Source organism: Pseudarthrobacter phenanthrenivorans, from assembly GCF_036455295.1.
Taxonomy (GTDB): domain Bacteria; phylum Actinomycetota; class Actinomycetes; order Actinomycetales; family Micrococcaceae; genus Arthrobacter; species Arthrobacter phenanthrenivorans_C.
This window is the reverse complement of sequence record NZ_JAYXNX010000016.1, coordinates 42,542-68,612: the sequence shown is the minus strand read 5'-3', so window position 1 is coordinate 68,612 and position 26,071 is coordinate 42,542. Positions and strand designations below refer to the sequence as shown.

General features: G+C 66.0%; 22 protein-coding genes and 1 tRNA gene. 12 read left to right on the top strand and 11 right to left on the bottom strand.

Annotated elements, in window-relative coordinates; translation table 11 throughout:
* The first annotated feature begins 2 nt into the window (after positions 1 to 2).
* Positions 3 to 1,550, top strand: coding sequence for a ribosome biogenesis GTPase Der (gene der / locus VXJ37_RS17520; protein ID WP_331324321.1), 1,548 nt, complete (start codon positions 3 to 5; stop codon positions 1,548 to 1,550).
* Between the two features lie 136 nt (positions 1,551 to 1,686).
* A tRNA-Pro gene (locus VXJ37_RS17515) sits at positions 1,687 to 1,763 on the top strand.
* 162 nt (positions 1,764 to 1,925) lie between these two features.
* Here VXJ37_RS17515 and VXJ37_RS17510 read toward each other — a convergent pair.
* Positions 1,926 to 3,545: a polysaccharide deacetylase family protein gene (locus tag VXJ37_RS17510; RefSeq protein WP_331324320.1), complete on the bottom strand. Its 1,620-nt coding sequence runs from the start codon at positions 3,543 to 3,545 to the stop codon at positions 1,926 to 1,928.
* A gap of 139 nt (positions 3,546 to 3,684) precedes the next feature.
* Positions 3,685 to 4,554, bottom strand: coding sequence for an Fpg/Nei family DNA glycosylase (locus tag VXJ37_RS17505; protein WP_331324319.1), 870 nt, complete (start codon positions 4,552 to 4,554; stop codon positions 3,685 to 3,687).
* Between the two features lie 180 nt (positions 4,555 to 4,734).
* On the opposite strand from VXJ37_RS17505, the gene gcvH reads away from it, so the two are divergent.
* From gcvH to VXJ37_RS17480, 5 genes are all read left to right on the top strand, one after another.
* Positions 4,735 to 5,121, top strand: a complete 387-nt coding sequence (gene gcvH, locus VXJ37_RS17500; protein ID WP_331324318.1) for a glycine cleavage system protein GcvH — start codon at positions 4,735 to 4,737, stop codon at positions 5,119 to 5,121.
* A 156-nt stretch (positions 5,122 to 5,277) separates the two neighbouring features.
* Complete coding sequence (locus VXJ37_RS17495; protein WP_331324317.1) at positions 5,278 to 5,754, top strand: FHA domain-containing protein; 477 nt, start codon at positions 5,278 to 5,280, stop codon at positions 5,752 to 5,754.
* A 23-nt stretch (positions 5,755 to 5,777) separates the two neighbouring features.
* Entirely contained in the window at positions 5,778 to 6,494 is a 717-nt protein-coding gene (gene ftsR / locus VXJ37_RS17490; RefSeq protein WP_141940852.1) for a transcriptional regulator FtsR, read from the top strand.
* Positions 6,494 to 6,997: a bifunctional nuclease family protein gene (locus VXJ37_RS17485; RefSeq protein WP_056331728.1), complete on the top strand. Its 504-nt coding sequence runs from the start codon at positions 6,494 to 6,496 to the stop codon at positions 6,995 to 6,997. Before ftsR ends, VXJ37_RS17485 begins: the two co-directional genes overlap by 1 nt.
* A gap of 233 nt (positions 6,998 to 7,230) precedes the next feature.
* Positions 7,231 to 7,824, top strand: a complete 594-nt coding sequence (locus tag VXJ37_RS17480; protein WP_018763528.1) for a MerR family transcriptional regulator — start codon at positions 7,231 to 7,233, stop codon at positions 7,822 to 7,824.
* 114 nt (positions 7,825 to 7,938) lie between these two features.
* Here VXJ37_RS17480 and VXJ37_RS17475 read toward each other — a convergent pair whose 3' ends face one another.
* Positions 7,939 to 8,757: a ParA family protein gene (locus VXJ37_RS17475; protein ID WP_331324316.1), complete on the bottom strand. Its 819-nt coding sequence runs from the start codon at positions 8,755 to 8,757 to the stop codon at positions 7,939 to 7,941.
* Between the two features lie 302 nt (positions 8,758 to 9,059).
* Between VXJ37_RS17475 and VXJ37_RS17470 the strand changes: the two genes are divergently transcribed.
* Entirely contained in the window at positions 9,060 to 12,458 is a 3,399-nt protein-coding gene (locus tag VXJ37_RS17470; RefSeq protein WP_331324315.1) for a pyruvate carboxylase, read from the top strand.
* 62 nt (positions 12,459 to 12,520) lie between these two features.
* Here the strand turns inward: VXJ37_RS17470 and VXJ37_RS17465 are convergent, their stop codons facing one another.
* Complete coding sequence (locus tag VXJ37_RS17465) at positions 12,521 to 14,329, bottom strand: AMP-dependent synthetase/ligase (RefSeq protein ID WP_331324314.1); 1,809 nt, start codon at positions 14,327 to 14,329, stop codon at positions 12,521 to 12,523.
* Positions 14,330 to 14,500: 171 nt separating this feature from the next.
* Between VXJ37_RS17465 and VXJ37_RS17460 the strand changes: the two genes are divergently transcribed.
* Positions 14,501 to 15,589, top strand: a complete 1,089-nt coding sequence (locus tag VXJ37_RS17460; protein ID WP_331324313.1) for an ROK family glucokinase — start codon at positions 14,501 to 14,503, stop codon at positions 15,587 to 15,589.
* Between the two features lie 25 nt (positions 15,590 to 15,614).
* Here VXJ37_RS17460 and VXJ37_RS17455 read toward each other — a convergent pair whose 3' ends face one another.
* From VXJ37_RS17455 to VXJ37_RS17445, 3 genes are read right to left on the bottom strand one after another with little or no spacing between them, the layout of a single operon-like run.
* On the bottom strand, positions 15,615 to 16,187 hold the full coding sequence (locus tag VXJ37_RS17455; protein ID WP_331324312.1) for a hypothetical protein: 573 nt from the start codon (positions 16,185 to 16,187) through the stop codon (positions 15,615 to 15,617).
* Positions 16,174 to 16,980, bottom strand: coding sequence for an alpha/beta hydrolase (locus tag VXJ37_RS17450; RefSeq protein ID WP_331324311.1), 807 nt, complete (start codon positions 16,978 to 16,980; stop codon positions 16,174 to 16,176). The genes VXJ37_RS17455 and VXJ37_RS17450 overlap by 14 nt, the downstream gene beginning before the upstream one ends.
* A complete protein-coding gene (locus tag VXJ37_RS17445; protein ID WP_331324310.1) occupies positions 16,977 to 17,765 on the bottom strand; it encodes an alpha/beta hydrolase in 789 nt (262 codons plus the stop codon). Before VXJ37_RS17445 ends, VXJ37_RS17450 begins: the two co-directional genes overlap by 4 nt.
* A gap of 111 nt (positions 17,766 to 17,876) precedes the next feature.
* Between VXJ37_RS17445 and VXJ37_RS17440 the strand changes: the two genes are divergently transcribed.
* Both VXJ37_RS17440 and VXJ37_RS17435 read left to right on the top strand, forming a co-directional pair.
* Positions 17,877 to 18,707, top strand: a complete 831-nt coding sequence (locus VXJ37_RS17440; protein WP_331324309.1) for a lysophospholipid acyltransferase family protein — start codon at positions 17,877 to 17,879, stop codon at positions 18,705 to 18,707.
* Positions 18,708 to 18,803: 96 nt separating this feature from the next.
* Complete coding sequence (locus VXJ37_RS17435; protein ID WP_331324308.1) at positions 18,804 to 20,195, top strand: class II 3-deoxy-7-phosphoheptulonate synthase; 1,392 nt, start codon at positions 18,804 to 18,806, stop codon at positions 20,193 to 20,195.
* A 65-nt stretch (positions 20,196 to 20,260) separates the two neighbouring features.
* Here VXJ37_RS17435 and pknB read toward each other — a convergent pair whose 3' ends face one another.
* Positions 20,261 to 22,354: a Stk1 family PASTA domain-containing Ser/Thr kinase gene (gene pknB, locus VXJ37_RS17430; RefSeq protein WP_331324306.1), complete on the bottom strand. Its 2,094-nt coding sequence runs from the start codon at positions 22,352 to 22,354 to the stop codon at positions 20,261 to 20,263.
* A 100-nt stretch (positions 22,355 to 22,454) separates the two neighbouring features.
* Positions 22,455 to 23,837: a LysM peptidoglycan-binding domain-containing protein gene (locus tag VXJ37_RS17425; protein ID WP_331324305.1), complete on the bottom strand. Its 1,383-nt coding sequence runs from the start codon at positions 23,835 to 23,837 to the stop codon at positions 22,455 to 22,457.
* 248 nt (positions 23,838 to 24,085) lie between these two features.
* Here VXJ37_RS17425 and VXJ37_RS17420 point away from each other — a divergent pair, with 248 nt between their 5' ends.
* Positions 24,086 to 24,439: an Rv2175c family DNA-binding protein gene (locus VXJ37_RS17420; protein ID WP_331324304.1), complete on the top strand. Its 354-nt coding sequence runs from the start codon at positions 24,086 to 24,088 to the stop codon at positions 24,437 to 24,439.
* A gap of 12 nt (positions 24,440 to 24,451) precedes the next feature.
* On the opposite strand, the gene VXJ37_RS17415 is transcribed toward VXJ37_RS17420, so the two are convergent.
* Positions 24,452 to 25,546 carry a polyprenyl synthetase family protein gene (locus tag VXJ37_RS17415; protein WP_331324303.1) on the bottom strand — a complete coding sequence of 365 codons (1,095 nt, stop codon included), beginning with the start codon at positions 25,544 to 25,546 and terminating at the stop codon, positions 24,452 to 24,454.
* Positions 25,543 to 26,067, bottom strand: a complete 525-nt coding sequence (locus VXJ37_RS17410; protein WP_331324302.1) for a hypothetical protein — start codon at positions 26,065 to 26,067, stop codon at positions 25,543 to 25,545. Before VXJ37_RS17410 ends, VXJ37_RS17415 begins: the two co-directional genes overlap by 4 nt.
* Positions 26,068 to 26,071 lie beyond the last annotated feature (4 nt).

Below are 26,071 nucleotides of genomic sequence, written 5' to 3'. Positions count from 1 at the left end.
CAATGAGCGACACCACCCAGACTTCCGGGCATTCCGGCGCCGACGACGAGTACCGGCCCACAGGCAGCGACCAGGTTGCCGAACGGCTGGCGGCGATCGACGACGACGAAGCGGAGCTGCGTGCCGCCTCCCTCCGGGCCGCCCTGGAGGACTACGAACTCGACGAGGACGACGCCGCCCTGCTGAGCGGTGAGTACGGCGACGAGGACTTCGAGGGCCCCCTCAAGCTGGACCCGGTCCTGGCGATCATCGGGCGCCCCAACGTTGGCAAGTCAACGCTGGTGAACCGCATCCTGGGCCGCCGTGAAGCAGTGGTGGAGGACACCCCCGGCGTCACCCGCGACCGCGTCATGTACTCGGCCCACTGGAACGGCCGCAACTTCACGCTGGTGGACACCGGCGGGTGGGAGCACGACGCCCGCGGCATCCACGCCCGCGTTGCAGAACAGGCAGAAATGGCCGTGGAACTGGCCGACGCCGTGCTCTTCGTGGTGGACTCCGCCGTTGGCGCCACGGCCACGGACGAAGGCGTCATGAAGATGCTCCGCCGCAGCAAGAAGCCGGTCATCATGGTGGCCAACAAGGTGGACGACTTTGCGCAGGAAGCCGACAGCGCCGCGCTGTGGGGCCTCGGATTCGGAGAACCTTACCCCGTTTCGGCACTGCACGGTCGAGGAGTTGCGGACCTCCTCGACCACGTCATGGACACCCTGCCTGAATTCTCCACGATCGAAGGCGTGGAGCGCTCCGGCGGCCCGCGCCGCGTGGCGCTCATCGGCCGCCCCAATGTCGGCAAGTCTTCCCTGCTGAACAAGCTCGCGGGATCGGAACGCGTGGTGGTGGACAACACCGCCGGCACCACGCGCGATCCTGTCGACGAATTCATCGAACTCGGCGGCCGCACCTGGCGCTTCGTGGACACCGCCGGCATCCGCCGCCGCCAGCACATGGCCCAGGGCGCCGACTACTACGCTTCCCTCCGGACGCAGGCCGCGCTCGAAAAGGCGGAGGTCGCCGTCGTGCTCCTCGCCGTGGACGAGGTCCTCAGCGAACAGGATGTCCGCATCCTGCAACTGGCCATCGAGTCCGGGCGTGCCCTGGTCCTGGCCTTCAACAAGTGGGACCTGCTTGACGACGAACGCCGCCGCTACCTGGAGCGGGAGATCGAACAGGACCTGGCCCACGTGGACTGGGCGCCGCGCGTCAACATCTCGGCAAAGACCGGCTGGCACAAGGACCGCCTGGTTCCTGCATTGGACCTGGCCCTGGAGAACTGGGACCGTCGCATCCCCACCGGGCGCCTCAACGCCTTCCTCGGCGAGCTCGTGGCCGCTCACCCGCACCCGGTCCGGGGCGGCAAGCAGCCGCGCATCCTCTTCGGCACCCAGGCGTCCAGCCGGCCGCCGAAGTTCGTGCTGTTCACCACCGGATTCCTGGATCCCGGGTACCGCCGGTTCATCACGCGCCGGCTGCGCGAGACCTTCGGCTTTGAAGGCACACCCATCGAGGTCAGCATGCGCGTGCGTGAGAAGCGGGGCCGGAAGCGTTAATTGCGACACACCCTGGGGCTGATCGCCGGAAAGTGTCACTGGCACCCCTTTGGATCGTGTAAGCTCTTCTAGGTGGTTCGGCCGGACTGCTGATGAGAATCCTTGATTCGAATGCAGCGGAGAACGGCGGAACCAGCGGGCTGTAGCGCAGCTTGGTAGCGCACTTGACTGGGGGTCAAGGGGTCGCAGGTTCAAATCCTGTCAGCCCGACCAAAGAGCGGAAAGCGCCGGAGAATCTCTCCGGCGCTTTCCGCTTTTTTGGCTTCGCAGTCATTCATGGACGTGCACCTTCTCCCGGACAAAGCACCCCCGGATCCGGGGGTGCTTTGTCCGGATGGGGGTGTCCTGTGCGGAATGCGCCATCACAGGTTCCAGCTAGCCGAGGGCGGCGTCCAGGGTGACGAAGCCGTAGCCTGCCGCCCGGAGCTGGGCAATCACCTGTGGGAGGGCCGCGGCGTCGAGTGTTGAGCCGTCATCGGGGTTGGAGCCGAGGTGCATCAGGACGATCTCCCCGGGCTGCGCGGCCGCCATGACGCGCTGGACGATGAAGGCCGGGCCACGCGTTCCATTCATGGTGCCTTGCCAGCCCAGGGTGTCAACGGTCCACCGGATGGCCACGTAGCCGGCCGCGTTGACGTCTGCGATCGTGCGCGAATCGCGGGCGCCGGACGGGAAACGGAAGAACGGGAGCGGATCGCCTCCCGCGGCCTCAATGGTCCTCTGGGCGCTGCCGATCTCGGCCGCGATCTGGGCGTCGGTCAGGGTGGTGAAGTCCGGGTGGGTCATGGAGTGATTGCCGATCCGGTGCCCTGCGTTGTAGATCAGTGCCGGGCCGGACGGGAAATGGTTGACCCAGTCTCCGGTGAGGAAGAACGTGCCTGGGACGCCATTGGCTGCGAGGGTGCTGAGAATCGATTGGAGGGCGGCGTCGTTGGCGCCGGCGTCGAACGTGAGCGCGACAACCTTCTGCGTGGTCGGAAGGCGTTCCAGGTCCACGCCCAGGAGTGCCGAGGGGACGCTGGTGTAGATGACCTCGGTCCTTCCGCTGGCCTCGTGCCACAGGATCGAACCGTGCTGGAAGTCGGTGCGGAGGCCGCCCGTAATGCCATAAACCCCGCTGACCGGGTAACCGAGACGGCTGCGCTCCCAACCGATGGCCGCCCACTGGGAGCGGATGGCTCCGTGGACCTCGTGGGCGCCCGTGGCGGGCGACCAGTAGATCGACGAGCCGCCGCTCGTGCCGCTGAAGTGGTTGTACCGGCCCACCCCGTCGGGCGTGCCGATCTCGTCCGTCACGGGGAATCCCAGCACGCCGGCAGGGCCGCCGAGCTCCAGGTAACGCCTGCGGATTTCGCCGTGCAGTTCGTGGGCGCCGGTGCCGGGGCTCCAGTAGATGGTGCCGCGGGCGAAGTCGTTGTAGCGGCCCGGGGCGCCGGCGGTGGCGGTTTCGTCGGTGAGGGGAAAGCCCAGGAACCCTGCGGGGCCGCTGAGTTCCAGATAGTGCCTGCGGATTTCGCCGTGCAGTTCGTGGGCGCCGGTGCCGGGGCTCCAGTAGATGGTGCCGCGGGCGAAGTCGTTGTAGCGGCCGGTGGCGCCGGGGGTGGCGGTTTCGTCGGTGAGGGGAAAGCCGAGGAACCCTGCGGGGCCGCCGAGTGCGAGGTAATTGCTGCGGATTTCGCCGTGCAGTTCGTGGGCGCCGGTGCCGGGGCTCCAGTAGATGGTGCCGCGGGCGAATTCCTGGGCGCGGCCGCCGGCAATGTCATAGGCACTGCCGACTGCTGGTCCGAGGAATGATGCGCTGCCGCCCAGTTGCTCATAGTGCTCGGCAATCTCATCGTCACCGGCCTGCGCGACAACCATCGACGCCGGAATGTTCCGTTGGGCAGCCGCTGCTGATGTGGCAGCGATGGTTGGCTCCAGGGCGTTGGCCCCAAGACCGCCGCCGAGGGCGACGGCCAGAACCACGACGAGGACGGCCGGTCGAGTCCGGTGCATTGTGACCCCTTGGTGCTGATCGGGAACTGCGGACCTTGGTCAAGACGCTACGCTCCAGGGGACTGCGCGGGCAGGTCCAGAAGTCCCGAATCTTGATCCGATCATCCGCGGCGGTGTCACAGTTGCCGCTGAATCTTCCTTACTTCAGGAATTTCGACGTCCTCCGGTCCGCCAGGATCTTGCCTTTGGTCTGGCAGGTGGGGCAGTACTGCAGGGCGGTGTCCGCGAAGGAAACCTCCCGCACGGTATCGCCGCAGACGGGGCAGGGCTCTCCCGTCCGGGCATGGACCCGCATGTGGCTGCGCTTGACGTCTTTAAGGTCCTTGGGTGGCTTGCCCGCCGCCTCTGCCAGCGCTTCACCCAGCACGCTGTGGATCGCGTCGTACAGCACCTGCACTGTCTCCCGGTCCAGCGATTTTGCGATGGCGAATGGCGAGATCCTCGCGGCGTGCAAAATTTCGTCGCTGTAGGCATTCCCGATGCCGGCGATGACGCTCTGGCTGCGCAGGAGTCCCTTGATCTGCTGGGAACTGCCTGCCAGGATCTCCGCCAGCATGTCGGCGTCGAAGGCTTCGGTAAAGGGATCCGGGCCCAGCGTGGCCACGCCGGGCACCTCCTGCGGGTCCCGCACCACATAGACGGCCAGGCTCTTCTTGGTGCCCGCCTCCGTCAGGTCCAGTCCGCGCGGCCCCTCCGGCCCGGAAAAAGCGCAGCGCACCGCGATGAGTCCCTTGCCCATCCGGAGCTGGCTGTCGGCGGGGGAGTCCGTGAACCGCACCCAGCCGGCGCGCGCAAGATGGAACACCAGGGAAATTCCGTCCGTATCGATGCTGATGAACTTTCCGAACCGGCGGACGCCGGACACTGTGCGGCCCTCGACCGCGTTGAAGGGCGGGTCTGCCGTCTTGAGCACTGCGAAGGAGACGATCTGCAGTTTCGTGACCACACAGCCCCGCAGCTGCTCATCAAGGAAAGAGGCCAGGCCGGCTACTTCAGGGAGCTCGGGCATGGCCTAGCCGCCCTGCTTCGCGAACGGTCCCACGGATGCCGCGCCGGTGCTTGCACTCATGGCTCCCATCTTGTCAGAAAGGCCCGTCCCCGCCCCCGCAGTTGTGCCTATACTTTCAGCGGCGGCCCGTTTTGCGGGCCCCTTTTGACATTTGGCGCGTACCCCGATGAAAGGCCCCCCATGAGCAACATTCCCGAAGACCTGTCCTACACCGCCGAACATGAGTGGGTCACCGCCCCGAATGCCGACGGCGTGGTCCGCGTGGGAATCACCGACTTTGCCCAGGACGCCCTTGGAGATGTCGTCTACGCCCAGATGCCCGAAGTCGGCACGAAGATTACGGCAAACGAAGTGGTGGGCGAAGTGGAGTCCACCAAGAGCGTGAGCGACATCTATGCCCCCGTTTCCGGCGAAATCGTGGCCCGCAACGACTCCCTGGACACCGATTCGGCCCTGATCAACACCGATCCCTACGGCGACGGCTGGCTCATCGAGGTCAAACTCGCCGAACCCGACGCTGTCGAGTCCCTGCTCAGTGCATCGGAGTACGAACAACAGGTAGGCTAAAGCTAACCGGTGATTCCGGTCCGGCCCCGCGCCGCGAGCCAGGCGTCTCCGCACGTCAGGTCCGGATCGGGTGCCGGCGCCGGACCTGCCGGTCAGGGCCGGAGAGCAAACGTTGGTTGCGGGATGGATTCCCGCAACGTCTAGGAGGAGGAATCCATGGCTGGCCACAGACACAACCCTGCCGATGGGGATTACGGCACGGGTGCGGCTAGGGCGTCGGAGACCACCTCGATCCATCTCACCCCCGTCACCGACGAACCCACCATCGCCCCCAGGATGTCCTCGGAAGAGCGCAACTCGGTCGAAGCCCTGCCCGCAGGCTCTGCACTGCTCGTGGCGCACAGCGGCCCCAACGCCGGTGCCCGGTTCCTGCTGGACTCGGACGTGACCACCGCAGGCCGCCACCCGGACGCGGACATTTTCCTGGACGACGTCACGGTTTCCCGCCGCCACGTCGAATTCCGCCGCACGGCGCGCAGTTTCGAAGTGGTGGACAAGAACAGCCTCAACGGCACCTACGTCAACCATGACCGCGTGGATCGTGTGGAGCTGAAGTCCGGCAGCGAAGTCCAGATCGGCAAGTTCCGCCTCACCTTCTACCTGAGCCCTGCCACGGCTGCAGGCCGCAGCTGACCCGGGGACCGCTGCCTGTGGCAATGGCACAACCGGAACGCCGGGGCCCCCAGGTCCTGAACATCGGCGAAGTCCTCGCCCAGCTGAGCGCCGACTTCCCGGGCATGACTGCGTCAAAGATCCGGTTCCTTGAGGAAAAGGGACTGATCAACCCCAGGCGCACCCCTGCCGGCTACCGCCAGTATTCCGACGGCGACGTTGAGCGGCTGCGGTTCGTGCTGGCCCTGCAACGGGACCAGTACCTGCCCCTGAAAGTCATCAAGGACTACCTTGATGCCATCGACAGGGGAGAGCGGCCGGAGAACCTGCCGCCCGGCGTCGTGGTTTCCCCGCGCATCGTCTCCGACGAACTGGCGGCCGAGCTGCAGAACCGCGGCCGCAAACTGACAGAGGAACAGCTTCGCACCGAGTCGGGCGCCAGCGTGCCCCTGCTGCAGTCACTCCTGAGCTTCGGCCTCATCAGCCACAGCAACGGCCAGTTCGACGAGCATGCCCTCCAGGTTGCCCGCGCCTGCGTCCAGCTGGAAAGCCACGGCCTGGAACCCCGCCACCTGCGGCCGTTCCAGGCAGCTGCCGAACGGGAATTCGGCCTGGTGGAACGTGCAGTCGCACCGCTTGCATCCCGCAAGGATTCGGCATCACAGGCGCGGGCGGCAGAGGCCGCCCGCGAGATCAGCGACCTCTGCCTCACCCTGCACAGGGCCCTGGTGCAGGACCACATCTCACGCATGGACATCTGATGATCGAAGTCGAGATAGTAGGCGTTCGCATCGAATTGCCTTCCAACCAGCCGCTGGTCCTGCTCAAGGAGATGCACGGCGAACGCCACGTCCCCATCTGGATCGGGACCCCGGAAGCCAGCGCCATTGCCCTGGCCCAGCAGGGCGTGGTCCCGCCCCGGCCCATGACCCACGATCTCCTGGTGGACGTGGTGGAGTCCCTGGGCCACTCGGTGGTCAGTGTGAACATCGTTGCCGTCGAGGACAACATCTTCTACGGCCAGCTGCAGTTTGAAAACGGAACCACGGTCAGCTCCCGCGCCTCTGACGCGCTGGCGGTTGCGCTGCGCGCCAAATGCCGGATCTGGTGTGCAGACTCCGTCATGGATGAGGCGGGTGTCCGGATCACCGAACATGACGAGGGGGAGGACGCGGAGCCGGGTCCCACCGTGGATGAAGAGCGCGAGCTGCGTCGTTTCCGGGAGTTCCTCGACGACGTCGAACCCGAGGATTTCGACGGCTAAGGTCACGTTAAGGTTAAAGTTAAGGCTGAAACTTTCGACACGCCTCTTCCAAGCCCCGAAGGTCTTTGACCTCGGGACCCGCCGGGCCTAACGTCGAAGTATCAAGTTCCCTTGCTTACAGCAGCCGCGCAAGTCACACTGGAAAGTGCGCCCCGCGGAAAAATTACACGCATGGTCTTCATGCCACGGCTGCCGTATCAGTACCAAGGGAGCGTACGACAAGGAGGATCCAGGTGAGTCCCAAAGGCGAAGCAGGCGGGCTAAAACAGCCCACGGCTGGTGTTGCTGTGCCCGTGAGCGGTGCCCAGGGCCTCCTGTTCACCGAGGACCTTCCCGTGCTGGACGAAGACGCCGGTTACCGCGGACCCACCGCCTGCAAGGCCGCCGGAATCACGTACCGCCAGCTCGACTACTGGGCCCGCACAGGCCTGGTTGAGCCCGCCGTGCGCGGCGCCGCCGGCTCCGGATCCCAGCGCCTCTACGGGTTCCGCGACATCCTGGTACTCAAGGTGGTCAAGCGGCTCCTGGACACCGGCGTTTCCCTCCAGCAGATCCGGACCGCCGTCGAGCACCTGCGGGAGCGCGGCGTCGAGGACCTGGCGCAGATCACGCTGATGAGCGATGGCGCCAGCGTCTACGAGTGCACCTCCGCCGACGAGGTCATCGATCTGGTGCAGGGTGGCCAGGGCGTCTTCGGAATCGCTGTTGGACGGGTATGGCGCGAGGTGGAAGGCAGCCTTGCCTCCCTGCCCAGCGAGCACGCCGCCGAACAGTCCTTTCCCGACGACGAACTAAGCAAGCGCCGGGCAGCGCGGAAGATCAGCTGACCGCACTCCCGTAACTAACCAATCAGGGCCGCCCTCCTCCTGGAGGGCGGCCCTGACTGTTTGGTCTTTGACTTGGCCCTGTGCCTGGCTGCGAAGGCGCGCAGGCGGACAGGGTCAGCGGACGCGGCTGCGCAATCCGCTGCCCGCGGCCATCAGGTTGGACAGAAGGTCGTCGAACAGGCCGGCTGCGGACTTTGCCGAGTCTCCGGGCCAATGGTGGACCGGGTGCGCGGCGCCCTGGATCTGCTGCCAGTTGGCCTGTTCGGGAATGCGGGGGCTCAACAGAAGTTCGCCAAACATGGACTCCATCTCTGCGAGCCGGTACGTGTGCTCTGAGGAGCCGCTCCGCACCCGGTTGGCCACGATTCCCGCCGGCGAAAGGTTCGGTGCGAACTCCTGCCTGAACAGCTGGATGGCCCGCATGGTGCGTTCGGTGCCGGCAACGGAGAACAGGCCCGGCTCGGCAACCAGGGCGACTTTGTCGCTGGCGGCCCAGGCCATGCGGGTCAGGCCGTTAAGGGAGGGCGGGCAGTCGATGAGGACAAGCTGGTAGTCATCCGCGCCGGCCAGTACGGAGGAAAGCCGTCGGAGGTCCCTGCGGCCGAGATCGGGCCGGTCATAAATGCCCGTGTATGCGGAGCCGACGGCCACATCAAGGACGGCGGGCCCGGATCCGTTCGACGGGGTACGGTCGGCCCAGCTGCTGCGGACCACGTTCTCCGCCAGCTTCGCCCGGCGCGGGCTCTTGAGCATCCTGCCAATATCCAACTGGTCACCTGGCTGGACACCCAAAGCTGTGGTGGCGTCGGCATGCGGATCGAGGTCCACCACCAGCGTGCGGACTCCCGCGGCCAGCGCCGCAGACGCCAGTCCTGTGGTGACGGAAGTCTTGCCGACTCCACCCTTGAGGCTGCTGATGCTGACTACTTGCACTTGAGAGACCAAAACCTAACGCCGGATGCCGTGTTGGGAGTAATGTTTGCCTCGGCAGAGCCGAAGCCGGACGGTCCTGCCGCCCTACACATCATATGTTGATGCGTCGGCGAATCCTGCTTTAACGGGCGTCGGCATGCCACCGACTGTGCTGCCGGGGCGGTTTCCGCCAGCCTGGCTGAAAGCGTTCGGGACATGACGGGAAATTCTGTGACCGTGACCACAAAGATTTGTGTTTGTCCTTGTAGGTCCTAGACACTGTGACCACTCATCGATCCACCCAGCAATGATGCAGGAGAAGTATGTTTTCCAAAGTTCTGGTGGCCAACCGCGGTGAAATCGCGATCAGGGCCTTCCGCGCCGGCTACGAGCTGGGCGCCAAGACCGTTGCCGTTTTCCCCCAAGAGGACCGAAACTCCATCCATCGCCAGAAAGCGGATGAGGCCTATCTGATCGGCGAGGAGGGACACCCCGTCCGGGCATACCTTGACGTGGCGGAGGTGGTGCGCGTCGCCAAGGAATCCGGCGCTGACGCCATCTACCCGGGATACGGGTTCCTCTCCGAGAACCCTGAACTGGCCCGTGCCGCAAAGGAAGCGGGCATCACTTTCGTGGGTCCGCCCGCCGAGGTGCTTGAGCTGGCCGGCAACAAGGTGGCGGCGCTGAAAGCCGCCCGCGAAGCCGGCGTTCCCGTCCTGAAGTCCAGTGAACCGTCCAAGGACCTGGATGAGCTCCTGGCTGCGGCCGATGAGATCGGCTTCCCCATCTTCGCCAAGGCCGTGGCCGGCGGCGGCGGCCGCGGCATGCGCCGCGTGGATACCCGCGAGGCCCTCCCCGAAGCCCTGAAATCAGCCATGCGTGAGGCAGATGCTGCGTTCGGGGACCCCACCATGTTCCTTGAGCAGGCGGTCCTCCGGCCGCGGCACATCGAAGTGCAGATCCTCGCGGATGCAGAGGGCAACGTCATGCACCTCTTCGAACGCGACTGTTCCATCCAGCGGCGGCACCAAAAGGTCATCGAGATCGCCCCTGCCCCCAACCTGGACGACAACATCCGCCAGGCGCTCTACCGTGACGCGGTGAAGTTTGCCCAGGCCTTGAAGTACGTGAACGCCGGTACTGTCGAATTCCTGGTGGACACCGAGGGGGAGCGGGCAGGCCAGCACGTCTTCATCGAAATGAACCCCCGTATCCAGGTGGAGCACACGGTGACCGAGGAAGTCACCGACGTGGACCTGGTCCAGGCCCAGATGCGGATCGCCTCCGGCGAGACCCTTGCGGACCTCGGCCTCTCCCAGGACACCGTCAGGCTCCGCGGGGCCGCCCTGCAGAGCCGGATCACCACCGAGGATCCCGCCAACGGATTCCGGCCCGACGTCGGAAAGATCACCGGGTACCGTTCCGCCGGCGGCGCCGGCGTGCGGCTGGACGGCGGCACCGTCTACTCCGGGGCCGAGATCAGCCCGCACTTCGATTCCATGCTGGTCAAGCTCACCTGCCGCGGCAGGGATTACCCCACCGCGGTTGCCCGCGCCCGCCGTGCATTGGCTGAGTTCCGCATCCGCGGCGTCTCCACCAACATCCCCTTCCTCCAGGCCGTGCTGGATGACCCGGACTTCATCGCCGGCGATGTTGCCACCAACTTCATCGACCAGCGCCCGGAGCTGCTCAAGGCCCGGGTCTCGGCGGACCGCGGCACCAAGCTCCTGACCTGGCTGGCCGACGTCACCGTCAACAAGCCCAACGGCGAACTGACCCTCCACTCGGACCCCGCCCACAAGCTGCCCGACGTCAAGGACAGGCAAGCGGCCCCGGGTTCACGCCAAAAGCTCCTTGAGCTGGGCCCGGAAGGCTTCGCGAAGGCACTGCGTGAACAGACCGCCGTCGCCGTCACCGACACCACCTTCCGCGACGCGCACCAGTCCCTCCTGGCCACCCGCGTCCGCACCCGGGACCTGGTTGCGGCCGGCCCCGCCGTCACGGCCCTGCTGCCCGAACTCCTGTCCGTAGAAGCATGGGGCGGTGCCACCTACGATGTCGCACTGCGCTTCCTGGGCGAAGACCCCTGGGACAGGCTGGCTGCCCTCCGCAAGGCCATGCCGAACGTCTGCATCCAGATGTTGCTGCGCGGCCGCAACACGGTGGGCTACACGCCGTACCCCGAAGAGGTGACCGAAGCGTTCGTCAACGAGGCAGCGGCGACCGGCATCGACATCTTCAGGATCTTCGACGCGCTGAACGACGTCAGCCAGATGGCTCCGGCCATCCGCGCAGTCCGGGCCACCGGCACCGCCGTCGCCGAGGTAGCCCTCTGCTACACCGGTGACATGCTGGACCCGGAAGAGAAGCTCTACACGCTTGACTACTACCTGGGGCTGGCGCAGAAGATCGTCGACGCCGGAGCCCACATCCTGGCCATCAAGGACATGGCGGGGCTGCTGCGGCCTGCCGCCGGGGCCAAGCTCGTCGCGGCCCTGCGTGAACGCTTCGACCTGCCCGTCCACCTGCACACCCACGACACCGCCGGCGGCCAGCTGGCCACCCTGCTGGCGGCTGTCGACGCCGGCGTGGACGCCGTGGACGTGGCATCCGCATCCCTGGCCGGCACCACCAGCCAGGTCTCGGCGTCGGCCCTTGTTGCCGCACTGGCCCACACACCCCGGGACACCGGACTGAGCCTGGATGCGGTCAGCTCCCTTGAGCCGTACTGGGAAGCGGTCCGCCGGGTCTATGCGCCGTTCGAGTCCGGGCTGCCCGGCCCCACCGGGCGTGTGTACAAGCACGAGATCCCGGGCGGCCAGCTCTCCAACCTGCGCCAGCAGGCCATGGCTCTCGGTCTGGGCGAGCGGTTCGAGGCGATCGAGGATATGTACACCGCGGCGGACCGCATCCTGGGCCACCTGGTGAAGGTGACCCCGTCCTCCAAGGTGGTGGGCGACCTTGCCCTGCACCTGGTGGGCCTCAATGCTGATCCCGCTGATTTCGAAGCCAACCCCCAGAACTACGACATCCCCGACTCCGTCATCGGTTTCCTGTCCGGCGAACTCGGCGATCCGCCCGGAGGCTGGCCCGAGCCCTTCCGCACCAAGGCCCTGCAGGGCAGGAGCGTGAAGGTCCGCGACGTCGAACTCAGCGCCGAGGACAGCGCGGCGTTGAAGTCCGACTCGAAGACCCGCCAGCACACGCTGAACCGCCTCCTCTTTGACGGACCCACCAAGGACTACCTGAAGAGTGTGGAGACGTACGGCAACATCTCCGTGCTGGACACCCGTGACTACCTTTACGGCCTCCAGCGTGGCACCGAGCACGAGATCCAGCTGGAGCGCGGAGTCCGCCTCATCGCCTCCCTCGAAGCTGTCTCGGAACCGGACGAAAAGGGCATGCGGACCGTCATGTGCACCCTGAACGGCCAGTCCCGGCCCGTGGTGGTCCGCGACCGCTCCGTGGTCAGCAACGTCAAGGCCGCCGAGAAGGCCGATCCGGCCCAGCCCGGACAGGTGGCCGCACCGTTCGCCGGCGCCGTCACGGTCACGGTCAAGCCGGGCGACACCGTCAATGCCGGAGACACCGTGGCAACCATCGAGGCCATGAAGATGGAAGCATCAATTACGACGCCGGTAGGCGGCAAGGTCTCCCGCCTCGCCATCTCCGCCGTCGAACAGGTCCAGGGCGGAGACCTGCTCCTGGTCATCGAGCAGTAAGAAGTCCAGACACACCGAAAGGGTCCTCCCGTTGCGGGGGACCCTTTCGTTGTTGTGCCGTATCAGGGACGCGGGGCGGAATACATCTCTTCGATGACGCTTTCGAAGTCCTTCATCACCTGGGCCCGCTTTACCTTCATGGAGGGGGTCAGATGGCCGGAGGCTTCCGTGAAGTCGGCCGGGACGATGCGGAAGGACTTGATGGCTTCGGCCTGGGAGACCGAGGTGTTGGCCGCCGTGATGAGGTCCTGCACTGCCGCCTTGACCACAGGGTTCTGCGCCGCCTGTTCCAGTGTGGTGTCGGTGGGAAGGCCGTGGCGCTGGAGCCAGCCCGGCAGTGCATCCTGGTCCAGGGTCACCAGGGCTCCGATGAAGGGCCGGTTGTCGCCCACTACGAGGACCTGGGATACCAGGGCGTCGGCGCGGATCTGGTCCTCAAGCAGAGCCGGAATGACGTTCTTGCCGCCGGCGGTGACAATGATTTCCTTCTTCCGGCCGGTGATACGGAGGAAACCTTCCTCATCCAGTTGTCCAATGTCCCCCGTGTGGAACCAGCCGTCGGTGAATGCCTCGGCAGTGAGGTCGTCCCGCCCGTAGTAGCCCCGCATGACGCAGACCCCCTTGGCAAGGATCTCGCCGTCGTCGGCGATCTTTACGGCATTGCCGGGAAGCGGCTTGCCCACGGAGCCGATCTTGATCCGCTGCGGGGTGTTGACCGTAATGGGGGCCGTGGTCTCCGTCAGGCCGTAACCTTCCAGCACCTGCATCCCAATACCCTGGAAGAAGTGTCCCAGGCGCTCGCCCAGTGGGCCGCCGCCGGAAACTGCGTGGGCGACCTGTCCGCCCATGGCGGCCCGCAGCTTCCCGTAAACCAGCTTGTCGAACAGCGCGTGGCGGAGTTTCAGGCCCAGGCCCACGCGTCCTTCCTGCCGGGCCCTTGAGAAGGCGATGGCAGTTTCGGCTGCCTTGTGGAAGATGGCGCCCTTGCCGCCGTCCTCGGCCTTGGTCAGGGCGGAGTTGTAGACCTTTTCGAACACCCTGGGCACAGCAAGGATGAACGTCGGTTCGTAGCTCTGCAGATCACCCAGGAGGTTCTTGATGTCCGGGGTGTGGGCGACGGTGGTGCCGGCCGCCATGGCGAGCACCGAGATGTAGCGGGCAAACACGTGGGCCAGCGGCAGGAATATGATGGTCTTGGCCTTCTCGTGGACGATCTCGCCGATGATGGCCAGGGCGTTGTCCGAGAGTTCAACAAAGTTGCCGTGGGTCAGTTCGCAGCCCTTGGGGCGCCCCGTGGTGCCGGAGGTGTAGATGATGGTGGCCACGTCACGCAGGCCCGCTGCGCTGCGGCGGGCCTCAAGTTCTTCGTCGCTGACGTCGCGCCCGGCCTCCCTCAGGCTGTCCAGGCCCTGGCCTTCGAGTTGCCACACATGCTGCACAGCAGTGAGTCCCTCGGCAGTGACGGCCTGGCGGATCACGTTCTCGTGGTGGGCAGATTCGGCGAAGGCTGCGACCGCGCCGGAATCGCCCAGGTTCCATGCGACCTGGGAGGGGGAGGACGTTTCGTAGATGGGAACGGAAACGGCACCTGCGAACCAGATGGAGAAGTCCACCAGGGACCACTCATAGCGGGTCCGGGACATGATGCCAACCCGGTCCCCGGCCCCCACTCCGCTGGCGATCAGACCCTTGGCCAGGGCTTTGACGTCTGCCAGGAACTCGGTGGCCGGCACGTTGTGCCACGAGCCCGCGGAATCCAGGCGTGAAAACAGTGCCGGATCGCTGGGCTTGGCCGCCTGCCGCAGCACCAGATCGGTGATGTTCGTTTCAGGCGGGACAACGACCAGGGGCGGAACACTGAATTCGCGCACTATAGCTCCTTTGATATCTGAAGTCCCGCGCAGGGGGTTGCCTAAAGACTAATACCCCTGGCGGAACAGTGCAGTACATAAACCTACTGGCGAGTAACTTAGCCGTCAATGCGCCTGTCGGCCGCCGGCATATGTCAAGACAATTCAGCTGCGCGCCTAGAATGGTGCACTATGTACGGAGCCTTGTCCGGCGATCAGGCCGGCCCCCTGAAAAGACCCGCCCCCTGGCGCCGCCGTCCGGCCACCTACCGCGCCGGGCAGCTTCATGGGGGCAGTGGCGGCCACCTTCGCCTGGGCCGCAAGGGCCTCGCGATCGGGATAGACATCGGGGGAACCAAGGTGGCAGCCGGCGTGGTGGATGCCGAGGGCCGCATCCTCAGCGAGGCACGCCGGTCCACCCCGGGAACGGATCCCCGCGCGGTGGAGCAGGTCATTGTCGAGCTGGTGGAGGAACTGGGCCAGGGGCACCGCATCTGGTCCGTCGGCATCGGCGCTGCCGGCTGGATGGACCTTGCCGGTGGAACCGTCCTGTTCAGCCCGCACCTGGCATGGCGCAACGAGCCGCTGCGTGAAAACCTCCAGCGGCTGCTCCGCCGTCCCGTGCTCCTGACCAACGACGCCGATGCCGCAGCCTGGGCCGAATGGCGCTTCGGCGCGGGGCAGGGAGAGGACCGGCTCGTCTGCATAACGCTGGGCACCGGAATCGGCGGCGCCATGGTGATGGACGGCAGGGTGGAGCGCGGCCGGTTCGGAGTGGCAGGGGAGTTCGGCCACCAGATCATCATGCCGGGCGGCCACCGCTGCGAATGCGGTAACCGCGGATGCTGGGAACAGTATGCCTCCGGCAACGCCCTGGGCCGGGAAGCCAGGCTCCTGGCCCGGTCCAACTCGCCCGTGGCGCAGGACCTCCTGGCCGCCGTGGATGGACACCCGGAAGCCATCACCGGGGCGATCGTGACCGAACTCGCACTGGCCGGCGACCGTGCCTCCCGGGAACTGATCGAAGAGGTCGGCGAATGGCTTGGGCTTGGCCTGGCCAACCTGGCCGCAGCCCTTGATCCGGGTCTCTTCGTTATCGGCGGCGGTCTCTGCTCAGCCGGGGACCTGCTGGTGGAGCCGGCCCGCAAGGCGTTTGCCCGCAACCTGACCGGCCGCGGCTTCCGCCCGGCGGCGGGGATTGAGCTCGCGGCGCTGGGTCCCAACGCCGGCCTGATCGGCGCTGCCGACCTTTCGCGCGTCAGCAGCCGCGTCCGCAGGTGACGGCGGGGGACAGGGGGCTGCGCCGCTAGACCCGTGCGCCGTCGTCGTCTCCGTTCTTTTCCTGGGGCAGTTTCATGATCAGGTACACGGCGCCGAGGACGAACACGGCAACGATGCCGATAATGGCCAGCATGGGTGCCGAACGCCAAAACATGGCGGACAGCAACAGCGCCACCGGTCCCCCTACGGCACCTAGCCAGGCGAGCATGGTCAGGGGGGCGGTGCCGGCGAGGCTGGGCGGCTCCTCCGGCACGAACTCGTCGCCGTCGTCGTCCAGTTCATAGTCCCTTGGACGGTCGGTGGACTGGCCTCCGTCTCCGGTTTCCCGCCCGCGGCGTGCCTCCGCCTGGCGGTCAGCCGCGGACATTTCCGCCGGCGGCATCCCCGCCAGGCCCAGGGGATCGAAATCCCGGAAGGATGGCGCCCCGGGTGTTTCGGGGGCCTCCGTGGCGTCGGCGGGGGACCGCTGTTGAGTGGCCCCCGGTGGATCCGGGCGGATCGCCACCGTGTCGGATTCCAGCCGCGCCACCAGGTCCAGCCATACGGCGTCGTCCTGGTTGGCACCCTGGTCCGGCTGTTCGGAGTCAGGCCTGTTCACTGCGGACCTCCTGACCGCTTTCCGTCGGGGCGCCCGGCGTATCCTGCAACACCCTCTGAACAAACTCCACAGACCCCTCAAAGATCTGGTCTGCATCGTTGTCCAGGGTAGCCACGTGGTAGCTGTTTTCGAGCCGGACGACCTCAAGGGGAGCGTTTGCCAGCCCGCGCCGCAGGGCGGCCATGCTGGAATCGGACACCACATGGTCCACGGCAGAGCGGTACACCTGGACGGGCGCCGTGACCCTGGGAAGGAGCCGGACTGTGTCCTTGAACATCTTGTTCAGCTCGTGGGCGGCCGCTACGGGAGTGCGGGCGTAGGCGCCTTCATCCATGCCGGCCTTCAGGATGTCGTTGCCGATCGAAGGGGTGCTTTTCAGGACCAGCTTGAGGATTCCGGCCAGCGGCGCCCGGGGATCGTCGACCACCAACGCGGGATTCACCAGGACCACGCCGGCCACGGGGCGGGTAGCGGCGATGCGGAGGGCCAGCGCCCCGCCCATGCTGAGCCCGGCCGCGAAGACTTGGTCGCACTCGGCATCGAGTTCCAGGAACGCAGCATCCAGGGCACCGTGCCACTGCTGCCACCGCGTGCGGGCAAGATCCTGCCATGTCGTTCCGTGGCCGGGAAGCAACGGCATCCGGACGGCGAAACCGGCCCCGGCGAATGCGTTCGCCCACGCACGCAGGCTATGCGGGCTTCCTGTGAACCCATGGGAAAGGACCACGCCGGCGCGGTGGCCTTCGCCGCTGAAGGCGCTGCTGAACGGGCTGTGGTCAGGGCCGGACGTCATGGCGTCTCCAATGGGGTGGTGCGGTTGGCGTGGGAGTCGACGAATTCCCCCGACCTGGCAAAGATGGCGGGCGCGTCAACGTCCAGAGTAGCCACATGCCCGCTGCTGGCAAGGTCCACCACATCGGTGAGCCTTGCGCCCAGCCTCTTTCGAAGGAGCGCAAGGGACGTGGGCGGAACCACCGAGTCAGTGCGGGACTTGAAGACCTGGACGGGAGCGTCCACCCGGGGGAGGCTCCGCACCGTCACGGCGAACAGCTTCTTCAATTCGTGAACCGCGGCCAGCGGAGTCAGCGAGTAGTCGCCATCGTTGGTTGCCGGCGCGTTGGTCTGGTCCTCCTGGATCGGGACGGTGGTCCGCTGGAGGTACTTGAGCAGAGCGATGACCCGGACCCTCCGGTCATAGAAGCTCAGGCCCGGATTGACCACGCTCACCCCTGCCGCCGGGTGGCGTGCTGCCGCCAGCAGCGCGATGGCCCCGCCCATGGACAGGCCGGCGGTGAAGCAGGCGTCCGTCCGCCCCGCCAGTTCAAGGAATGCCTTCTCGTAGGTCCCGTACCAGTCCTTCCAGCCTGTGGATGCGAGTTGCCGCCAGTCGGTTCCGTGGCCGGGCAGCAGGGGGACCGAGACGGCGTACCCCAGGTCTGCCAGGTGCTGCGCCCACGGCATGATGCTCAGTGGGCTGCCCGTGAAGCCGTGGCAGATGGCCACCCCTATGCGGGCATTGGCTCCGTGGCCCGGATGGTTGAAAGCGGCAGGACGGGGCGCAGTGCTGCTTTCAGTCATGACTCCATCGTGTCACTGTTCCAGTCAATTCTCACTAGAGTAGGGTTGCATTGATTCGCTGGCCAGGCCCGATGCAGGGCTTGGGGGCTGCCTTCCGGAGAGGTTCACCACGTGTTCTATTGGGTCATGAAGAGGATCTTCCTCGGTCCGGTGATCAAGTTGCTTTTTCGGCCGTGGGTCAAAGGCCTGGACAATATTCCGGCGCAGGGGGCGGCCATCATCGCCTCCAACCACCTGTCGTTTTCCGATTCCATCTTCATGCCGCTGATGGTGCGCCGGCCCGTGGTCTTCCTGGCGAAGTCGGAGTACTTCACCGGCACGGGTATCAAGGGCAGGCTGACGGCGGCCTTCTTCCGCCTGACCAACCAGCTCCCCATGGACCGCTCCGGTGGCGCCGCCTCAGCCGCGTCGCTGAACGCCGGCATGGAAGTGCTCAACGCCGGGGGCCTGCTCGGCATCTACCCGGAAGGCACCAGAAGCCCGGACGGGCGGATGTACCGCGGAAAAGTGGGCGTGGCCAGGCTTGCGCTGCAGGCGGGTGTGCCCGTCATTCCCGTTGCCATGATCGGGACCGACAAGGTCCAGCCCATTGGCAAGCGGCTGCCCAACATCCGCAGGATCGGGATGATCTTCGGCGAGCCCCTCGACTTCAGCCAGTACCGGGACCAGGCCGGGGACAGGACGGTCCAGCGCAAGGTCACTGACGAGATCATGGCCCGGCTGATGCGCCTTTCGGGGCAGGAGTACGTGGATGAATACGCGGCCGTGGTTAAGCTTCGGCTCGCCGGGAAACCCGGGGAACCGCAGGCTGCGGCCGAACCCCTTGCGGCCCCGGTGGCCGCCCAGGGCGAGTTCGTGCAGGACGAGGCTGCGGCCAATGGCAGCCCGGCGTCCGCGCACCCGGTTGGAGAGGACGACGCCGGGACAACAGCCGCTGGATAGCTGCACCTCCTGCCCGCCGCCATGGTTGTGACGGCGGGAGTGGGGAGCGTGACGGGCCGGTGCCCGCCGGTGCCGCCCTGCCGCTAGTCTTAGAGGGTGACTGAGCTATCTGCAAAACCCGCCTTTTCGCTGTCCAGCACCGCCCAGAGCGGAGCCGCCAACTATCCGGGACTGGACAACTGGCGGGACCTTCCCATCTCCCAGCAGCCCAGCTGGCAGGACCAGGACGTTTTTGAGGCTTCCGTGAAGGAATTGTCAGTCGTTCCGCCCCTGGTGTTCGCAGGTGAAGTGGATGTGCTGCGCGAGCGGCTGGCCGCTGCCGCCCAGGGCAAGGCATTCCTGCTCCAGGGCGGCGACTGCGCCGAAACCTTCGACGCCGCCACGGCGGATAAGATCAGCGCCCGCGTCAAGACGATCCTCCAGATGGCCGTAGTCCTGACCTACGGTGCAGCGATGCCCGTCATCAAGATGGGCCGCATGGCCGGCCAGTTCGCCAAGCCCCGTTCCTCCAACGACGAAACCCGGGACGGCGTAACCCTGCCCGCTTACCGCGGCGACATCGTCAACGGGTACGACTTCACGCCTGAGTCGAGGGGCCACGACGCTTCCCGGATGCTGCGCGCGTACCACACCTCCGCTTCCACGCTGAACCTCATCCGGGCCTTCACGCAGGGCGGTTTCGCCGACCTGCGCTCCGTGCACCAGTGGAACAAGGGCTTCACGGAGAACCCGGCCCACGCGCGTTACGAGTCACTTGCCCGTGACATCGACCGGGCCATCAAGTTCATGGATTCCTGCGGCGCAGATTTTGAGGCCCTGAAGCGCGTCGAGTTCTTCGCCAGCCACGAGGCACTGCTGCTGGACTACGAACGTGCCCTGACGCGCATCGACTCCCGTACCGGCTTCCCGTACGACACTTCCGCGCACTTCCTGTGGATCGGGGAGCGTACCCGGGAACTGGACCATGCCCACGTCGATTTCCTCTCCCGGGTTCGCAACCCCATCGGCGTGAAGCTTGGCCCGTCCACCACCGGGGATGATGCCCTGCGCCTGATCGACAAGCTGGACCCCGAGCGCGAGCCGGGGCGCCTCACCTTCATCACGCGCATGGGCGCCGGCAACATCCGGGAGAAGCTGCCGGCCGTCGTCGAAAAGGTCACTGCCTCAGGAGCGCAGGTCCTCTGGGTCACTGATCCCATGCACGGCAACACGGTCACCTCGCCCAACGGCTACAAGACGCGCAACTTCGACGACGTCATCGACGAAGTGCGCGGCTTCTTCGAGGTGCACCATGGCCTGGGGACGGTACCGGGCGGGTTGCATGTTGAGATGACCGGCGACGACGTGGCCGAGTGCCTGGGCGGCGCGGACCCGATTGACCAGGACGCCTTCCTGGACCGCTATGAGTCCGTCTGCGATCCCCGCCTGAACCATATGCAGTCACTCGAAATGGCCTTCCTGGTGGCCGGCGCCCTCGCCAAGCACTAGGACTTTAGCCAAACACCCGGACAGCGGTCCGGACTGACGGGGGCCGGCGCTGCCGGCCCCCTTCGCTATACCACCGTGATGGTGACGACGGAACCCTCCGGTACCTCGCGATCCACCGGCGACTGGTCCCGGACCGTCCCGAAGAAACCGCCCAGGATGTTGTTGACCCGGACCTGGAAGCCCAAAGCCTCCAGCGCCTTGCGTGCGTCTGATGCCTGTTTCCCGATATAGCTGGGAACCTTGACCATCCTTGGTCCCTTGGAAATGGTCAGCGTGACCGTACCACCCCGGTTCAGGGTCCCGTTGGCAGGGGACTGGCTGACGACGGCACCTTCAGGGACGTTCCGGTCGAACACTTCATCCGGAGCCACCTCAGCTGTCAGCCCGGCTGCCTGGACCGCAGCCACTGCGTCGTTCCTGGGCTTTCCAATGACTTCGGGAACAGGGATGGGCTGTGGACCCTTGGAGACCCCGAGGGCCACGGGCGTGCCATGGCGCGCGGGGATGCCGGGAGCGGGATCCTGGGACAGGACGGCGCCCGCAGGTGCGTTCTCGTCAAACCTTTCGGAGACGGTCCCCAGCGCCATCTCCGCCGCGTTGAGCGCATTCTTCGCCGCGTCCAGGGTGCCGCCGGTGAGATTCGGCAACGGGAAGAGCTGGGGACCCTTCGACACCAGCAGGGAGACAGGCTGGAACTTCCGGATCTCGGTCCCGGCGGCGGGTTCGCTGCCCACCACCAGCCCGGTGGGAACCTCGTCGTCGAAGACATCGCTGGTGTTGGAGTGGAAGCCCGCTCCGCTGAGTAACTGCTGCGCCTGTGCCACGGTCTTGTTGGCCACCGCAGGGACGGCAGCTGCAGCACCGGGCCCCATGCCGAAGAACCATCCGGCGCCGGTTGCCAGTAGAGCGGCAATGATGAGGACCACTACCCAGAGGACGCCCCGGCGCCGCGGGTTCCCTTCACGCAGCGTACGCACGGGAGTGGCTGCGGCCGCGGCGCGGAGCCTTTCGCTATCCCGGTCAGCCCGGCGCTGGGCCCTCTTGCCCAGCCGCGGCGGCGGGGGAGGCCAGCCGATGTCGGCCTCGTCGTCGTCGGGCACCGTCAGGCTGCCACGCTGTTGATGGCGGACCTGGGGCGCCCCATGTTCCTCTGCCGTCCGGTCCGGCACCTGCCAGGATTGTCCGGGCAGGTAAGCGGGCGCCGCCGGCCGCCCCGGAGGCAGCACGGTGGTTGGATTGCTGGCCCGGGCCAGGACCTCCGTCTGGTGCTGGGGTGCGGCGGCCGCTGCTGCAGGTGGTTGCAGGTCCAGTTCCGCATCCGTGAGGTTCGTCCGGATGTGCCGGAGTTCCTGGAGCAGCGCATTCCCGTCAACGGGCCGGTTTTCCGGGTCGTTGGCGGTACACCACTGCACCAGTTCGTCCACCTCGCCGGCCAGCCCGGGCACCAGCAGCGACGGCGGTCCCACGGTGCCGTTGACATGCTGGTAAGCCACCTGGACGGGTACCTCGCCCTCGAACGGTTGCCGGCCCGTGAGCATCTCGTACAGCATGATGCCCACGGAGTAGACGTCACTGCGGGCGTCTGCCGGCTTGCCGAGGACGAGCTCCGGCGAGATATAGGCCAGAGTTCCAAGCAGAGCCCCGGTGCTGGTCGAGCTGGTGACCGCCCTGGCCAGTCCAAAGTCGCCAATCTTGATCCTGCCGTCATCGGCGATCAGGACATTCTCGGGCTTCACATCACGGTGGATGAAGCCGGCTGCGTGGGCAGCGCCGAGGCCCTCCACCACGGGGTCGATCAGTGCCAGGGCCAGTCGGGGAGTCAGCGCACCCCTGTCCCTGAGCAGGTCCCGAAGCGTATGGCCCTTGATGTACTCCATGACCAGGTACGCGGTGTTTCCGTCGTGGCCCTGGTCCAGGACACCCACCACGTGCGGATGTGAAAGGCGCGCGGCCGCCTTTGCTTCCCGGCCCAGCCTGTCGAGAAAGTTGTCATCGGAAGCAAGGTGCGGGTGCAGCACTTTGAGCGCCACCTCGCGGTCCAGCCTCTGGTCCACGGCGAGGTAGACGGTGGACATGCCGCCTCGGGCAAGCCTGGAAGTGACTGCATAGCGGCTGTCCACCAGCGTCCCTGCAACTGGGTCTGACACGTCTTCCTGCACCTTACGATCCTAATCCCGCAGCAAAAGGCGTCCGAAACGAAAACGGGTCCGAACCGGTAACGGTTCGGACCCGCCGCACTGGCGTGGCCAGTGGAAGAGGCTATTGGAAGTTCTTCTGGTGCGCCTTGATGGCGGCGACATATGCCTTGGTGTCGTCGTACATGCCGTACTTGCTCACCGAGTACTGGCCCTGGTAATAACCGGCAAGGGCGGTGTCCTGGTCCTTGCTGGTTGCCAGAAGCTGGCGGATGATGGCCACGCCGGCGGTGGCGTTGTCATAGGGATCCAGGAGGTTCAGCTTCCGTCCCACCAAGTCCGATGCCCACTGGCCGGAGCTCGGGATGATCTGCATGGTGCCGATTGCATTGGCGGGTGAGACGGACCGCTGGTTGAAGCCGGATTCCTGGTACGCAAATGCCAGTGCCAGCGACGGATCCACGCCCATGCGCCGCGCTGTGTCGGCGACGATGTTCTTCATTTCATCCCGTGAGGGAACAGGCGAAGCGTTCAGCAGTGCCTTGTTCGCATTGGCCGAGCTGACAACGGCGGCGGGGTAGCTGAATCCGAGGAAGGTACTGGGCACCAGGGGAGCGGCTGCCGGCTGCGGCGCTGCTGCCGGCTGCGCGGAGCCGCCGGGAATCACCAGCTTGCTGCCGGGGTAGATGATCGTCGACATGCTCAGCTTGTTGGCCGCCAGCAGGTCGGCGAGCTTGACCCCATTGCGGGATGCAATGGCGGAAAGCGTGTCACCGGCCTTGATGGTGTAAGAGCCGGCCGCGGGCGCTGAGGTGTTTGCCAGGGCGGGTGCCGGAGCAGGTGCAGGTGCAGGGGCCGCGGCTGGGGCTGGGGGAGTGGAATCGCCGGCGCCCACCTTGATCTTCTGTCCCGGGTAGATGATGGAACGCATTGAGAGGTTGTTCCACGCAAAGACGTCCGAAAGTGCCACGTTGTGCCGTGCCGCGATGGCGCCCAGGGTGTCGCCGGGCTTCACGGTGTAGCTGGCATCGCCTGAGGGCGCCGGAGCCGGCGCTGCCGGGGCGGGCGCCGGAGCAGGGGCCGCGGGGGCGGGTGAGCCGGACAGCTTGATCTTCTGTCCCGGGTAGATGATGGTGTTCGACTGCAGGTTGTTCAGCTTGAGGATCTCCCCGGTGTCCAGGCCGAAACGGCCGGCAATCGCGCTCACCGTATCACCGCGGACAATTGTGTACTCCGCAGGTGCAGCCGGCTGCGCCGGCTGGAACGCTGCGGGAATAGTCGTTGAGACGAAAGCGGCAGGTATCACTGAGCCCGCCGCCTCAGCAGCGGCCTGGGCTTTCATTGCCGCTGCCAGGCTGCTGGGAATGCTCCGCGCCGGCTGTACGGCCAGGGCAGGCTGGGCCAGGGCGAGGGAGGACATAACGACCGCTGGCAGCGCCGCAGTGGTGGCGGCGATCATCGGCAGACTCGGCTTGGGGGGCTGCTTGGGCGAGCGGGACATCGTCATCGGAAAAGATCCTCTTCTCAACTGCGGGTGCGGAGCGGACGGGGAGGCCGCTGTCGTTCTTGATACTACTGTGACTTAAGTTATTCGTGTTACAACTGTGATCAATGAGAATCTCTCACGAATTTGCGATTAGCACAAGAATTTTGGGATTCCCTGTAATGCCCTCTTTCCGGGAGTGTCCGCAGGTCGGGGGCCGGTTGAATTAACCCGGCTAGGCGCCGGGACGGCCAGCGTGGCACCCTTGATCCGTGAGTAATGTAGAAAACCTGGTGGGCGAGTGGTTGCCGCTGCCCGACGTCGCCCGTTTATTGGATGTTTCAGTCACCAAAGTGCACAGCCTTATCGATGAACGTGCCTTGGCGGCATTAAGGGTCGGGGAACGGAAAATTCGGTCGGTTCCTGCGGAATTCATCCAGGACGGCCAGGTTGTGGACAGTCTTAAGGGGACGATCGTGGTGCTCGCGGATGCGGGCTACTCCGATGAGGACCTGATCGTGTGGCTGTTCACCGAAGACGAGTCCCTGCGCGGGCGCCCCATCGACGCACTGCGGGAAGGCCGCAAGACCGAAATCCGGAGAAGGGCCCAAACGCTGGCCTGGTGAGCCACCCGGCTCTCAGGAGGTGCGGCTGACCGTTGCTTCGGCCAGCCGCTTCAGAGCTGTTTTGGGCAGCTCGTCCAAAGGAAGTCCTTCAAGGGCATCGAACGCGGCAGCACCGAATTCGCTGATCAGCACCTCGGTGGCCTGCAGGGCTCCCGAATCTTCGATAATGCGCCGGATCTCAAGGATGTCAGCCTCCGACAAGTCGGGGCTGCCCAGGCTGGCATCAATGAATGCAGATTCTTCCGGCGAGGCCTGGTCCAGGGCAAGGGCCACCAGTACGGTGCGCTTTCCTTCCCTCAGGTCATCGCCGGCCGGCTTGCCGGTCGTCAGGGGATCACCAAAGACGCCGAGGACGTCATCGCGGAGCTGGAAGGCTTCGCCGAGGGGAAGGGCGAATGCCGAATAGCCGCGGAGCAGATCATTCGAAGCGCCGGCGAGGGCACCGCCCAAAGCCAGAGGGTGCTCGGTGGAGTACTTTGCGCTCTTGAAGCGGATGATGGATTGTGCCCTGCTGACGGCGCCGGCCCGGTCCCGGACCGGGCCGGCCACTTCTTCGAGGATGTCCAGGTATTGGCCGGCCATAACCTCGGCACGCATGAGGTTGAATATCAGCCGCGCCCTGCTTCCCGAGGCAGCCCGTTCACCGATGTCGGTAAAGGCCTCCTCGCTGAAGGACAGGCACAGATCACCGGCGAGGATGGCCGCCGCCTGCCCGAACCGTTCACTGTCCAGCGCCCATCCCTGGGAAGTGTGCAGCTGGGTGAACCTGCGGTGCACGCTTGGACCGCCCCGCCTGGTGTCAGAACGGTCGATGATGTCGTCATGGATGAGTGCTGCAGCCTGGAACAGCTCGAGCGCGGCACCGGCAGTGACCACTTCGCTTGCCCCCGCCCCGCCGCCGGCGCCGCGCCAGCCCCAGTAGCACATCAGTGCACGGAGGCGCTTTCCGCCGGTGACCAGGTTGGAGATGGAGCCCATGATGGGTTCGATGTCCGGGGAAATGCCGGCCATCACGGACTGCCGCGTAGTCAGGAAGCCGGTCAGCTCGCCGGCCACCCCCGCTACGAAGTCGGCTTGTTCATTGCGCAGTTGCTCCGCGGCCGTCACTTGGCTGACTCAGCTGCCACATTGGCGCCAATGGTGAATGTGGACACGCCATCCGTTTCAACCACGGACAGGTTAACGGTCTCGGCGTCTCCGCGGACGAAATCCTTGGAGGCCAGCGTCCCCACCTTGTCACCGGGAACGGCTTTGAACCCTTCCCCTTCCAACGTTTTGGTGTAGAAATCGATGACGGAGGCGGTGGGGGCCTTCACCGTCCCCACGAGCGCGGCCGTAGCGGGCGATGAGGCTTTGTCGAAGCTGCTGGAAACCACAGTTGCTCCGGTCATCAGGGGCAGGAGCTGCTGCGGAAAGCCTTGCACCACCGCGCCCACGGTTGCTGACGTGTTGGGCGATGCCGAGGGGCTTGGGGATGCCGTGAGCGTGGATTGGGTGGCGGCGACTGACGCCGGCTGGGATGGCTCTGCCTGCCCGGACGGGGCCTGGCTGCATGCGGCCAGAGCCATCGCCACGACGGCGGCAAGCGCGGCCAGGCCAGCTGGCTTGTAGTTTCCAATAGCCGTCACAGAG

What these genes read in the sequence shown, in the direction of transcription:
- VXJ37_RS17510 (WP_331324320.1), bottom strand. Translation starts at nt 3,545, where the DNA reads ATGCACCGGACTCGACCGGCCGTCCTCGTCGTGGTTCTGGCCGTCGCC.
- VXJ37_RS17460 (WP_331324313.1), top strand. Translation starts at nt 14,501, where the DNA reads ATGTACGGAGCCTTGTCCGGCGATCAGGCCGGCCCCCTGAAAAGACCC.
- VXJ37_RS17470 (WP_331324315.1), top strand. Translation starts at nt 9,060, where the DNA reads ATGTTTTCCAAAGTTCTGGTGGCCAACCGCGGTGAAATCGCGATCAGG.
- VXJ37_RS17445 (WP_331324310.1), bottom strand. Translation starts at nt 17,765, where the DNA reads ATGACTGAAAGCAGCACTGCGCCCCGTCCTGCCGCTTTCAACCATCCG.
- VXJ37_RS17450 (WP_331324311.1), bottom strand. Translation starts at nt 16,980, where the DNA reads ATGACGTCCGGCCCTGACCACAGCCCGTTCAGCAGCGCCTTCAGCGGC.
- gcvH (WP_331324318.1), top strand. Translation starts at nt 4,735, where the DNA reads ATGAGCAACATTCCCGAAGACCTGTCCTACACCGCCGAACATGAGTGG.
- VXJ37_RS17485 (WP_056331728.1), top strand. Translation starts at nt 6,494, where the DNA reads ATGATCGAAGTCGAGATAGTAGGCGTTCGCATCGAATTGCCTTCCAAC.
- VXJ37_RS17505 (WP_331324319.1), bottom strand. Translation starts at nt 4,554, where the DNA reads ATGCCCGAGCTCCCTGAAGTAGCCGGCCTGGCCTCTTTCCTTGATGAG.
- der (WP_331324321.1), top strand. Translation starts at nt 3, where the DNA reads ATGAGCGACACCACCCAGACTTCCGGGCATTCCGGCGCCGACGACGAG.
- ftsR (WP_141940852.1), top strand. Translation starts at nt 5,778, where the DNA reads ATGGCACAACCGGAACGCCGGGGCCCCCAGGTCCTGAACATCGGCGAA.
- VXJ37_RS17425 (WP_331324305.1), bottom strand. Translation starts at nt 23,837, where the DNA reads ATGACGATGTCCCGCTCGCCCAAGCAGCCCCCCAAGCCGAGTCTGCCG.
- VXJ37_RS17495 (WP_331324317.1), top strand. Translation starts at nt 5,278, where the DNA reads ATGGCTGGCCACAGACACAACCCTGCCGATGGGGATTACGGCACGGGT.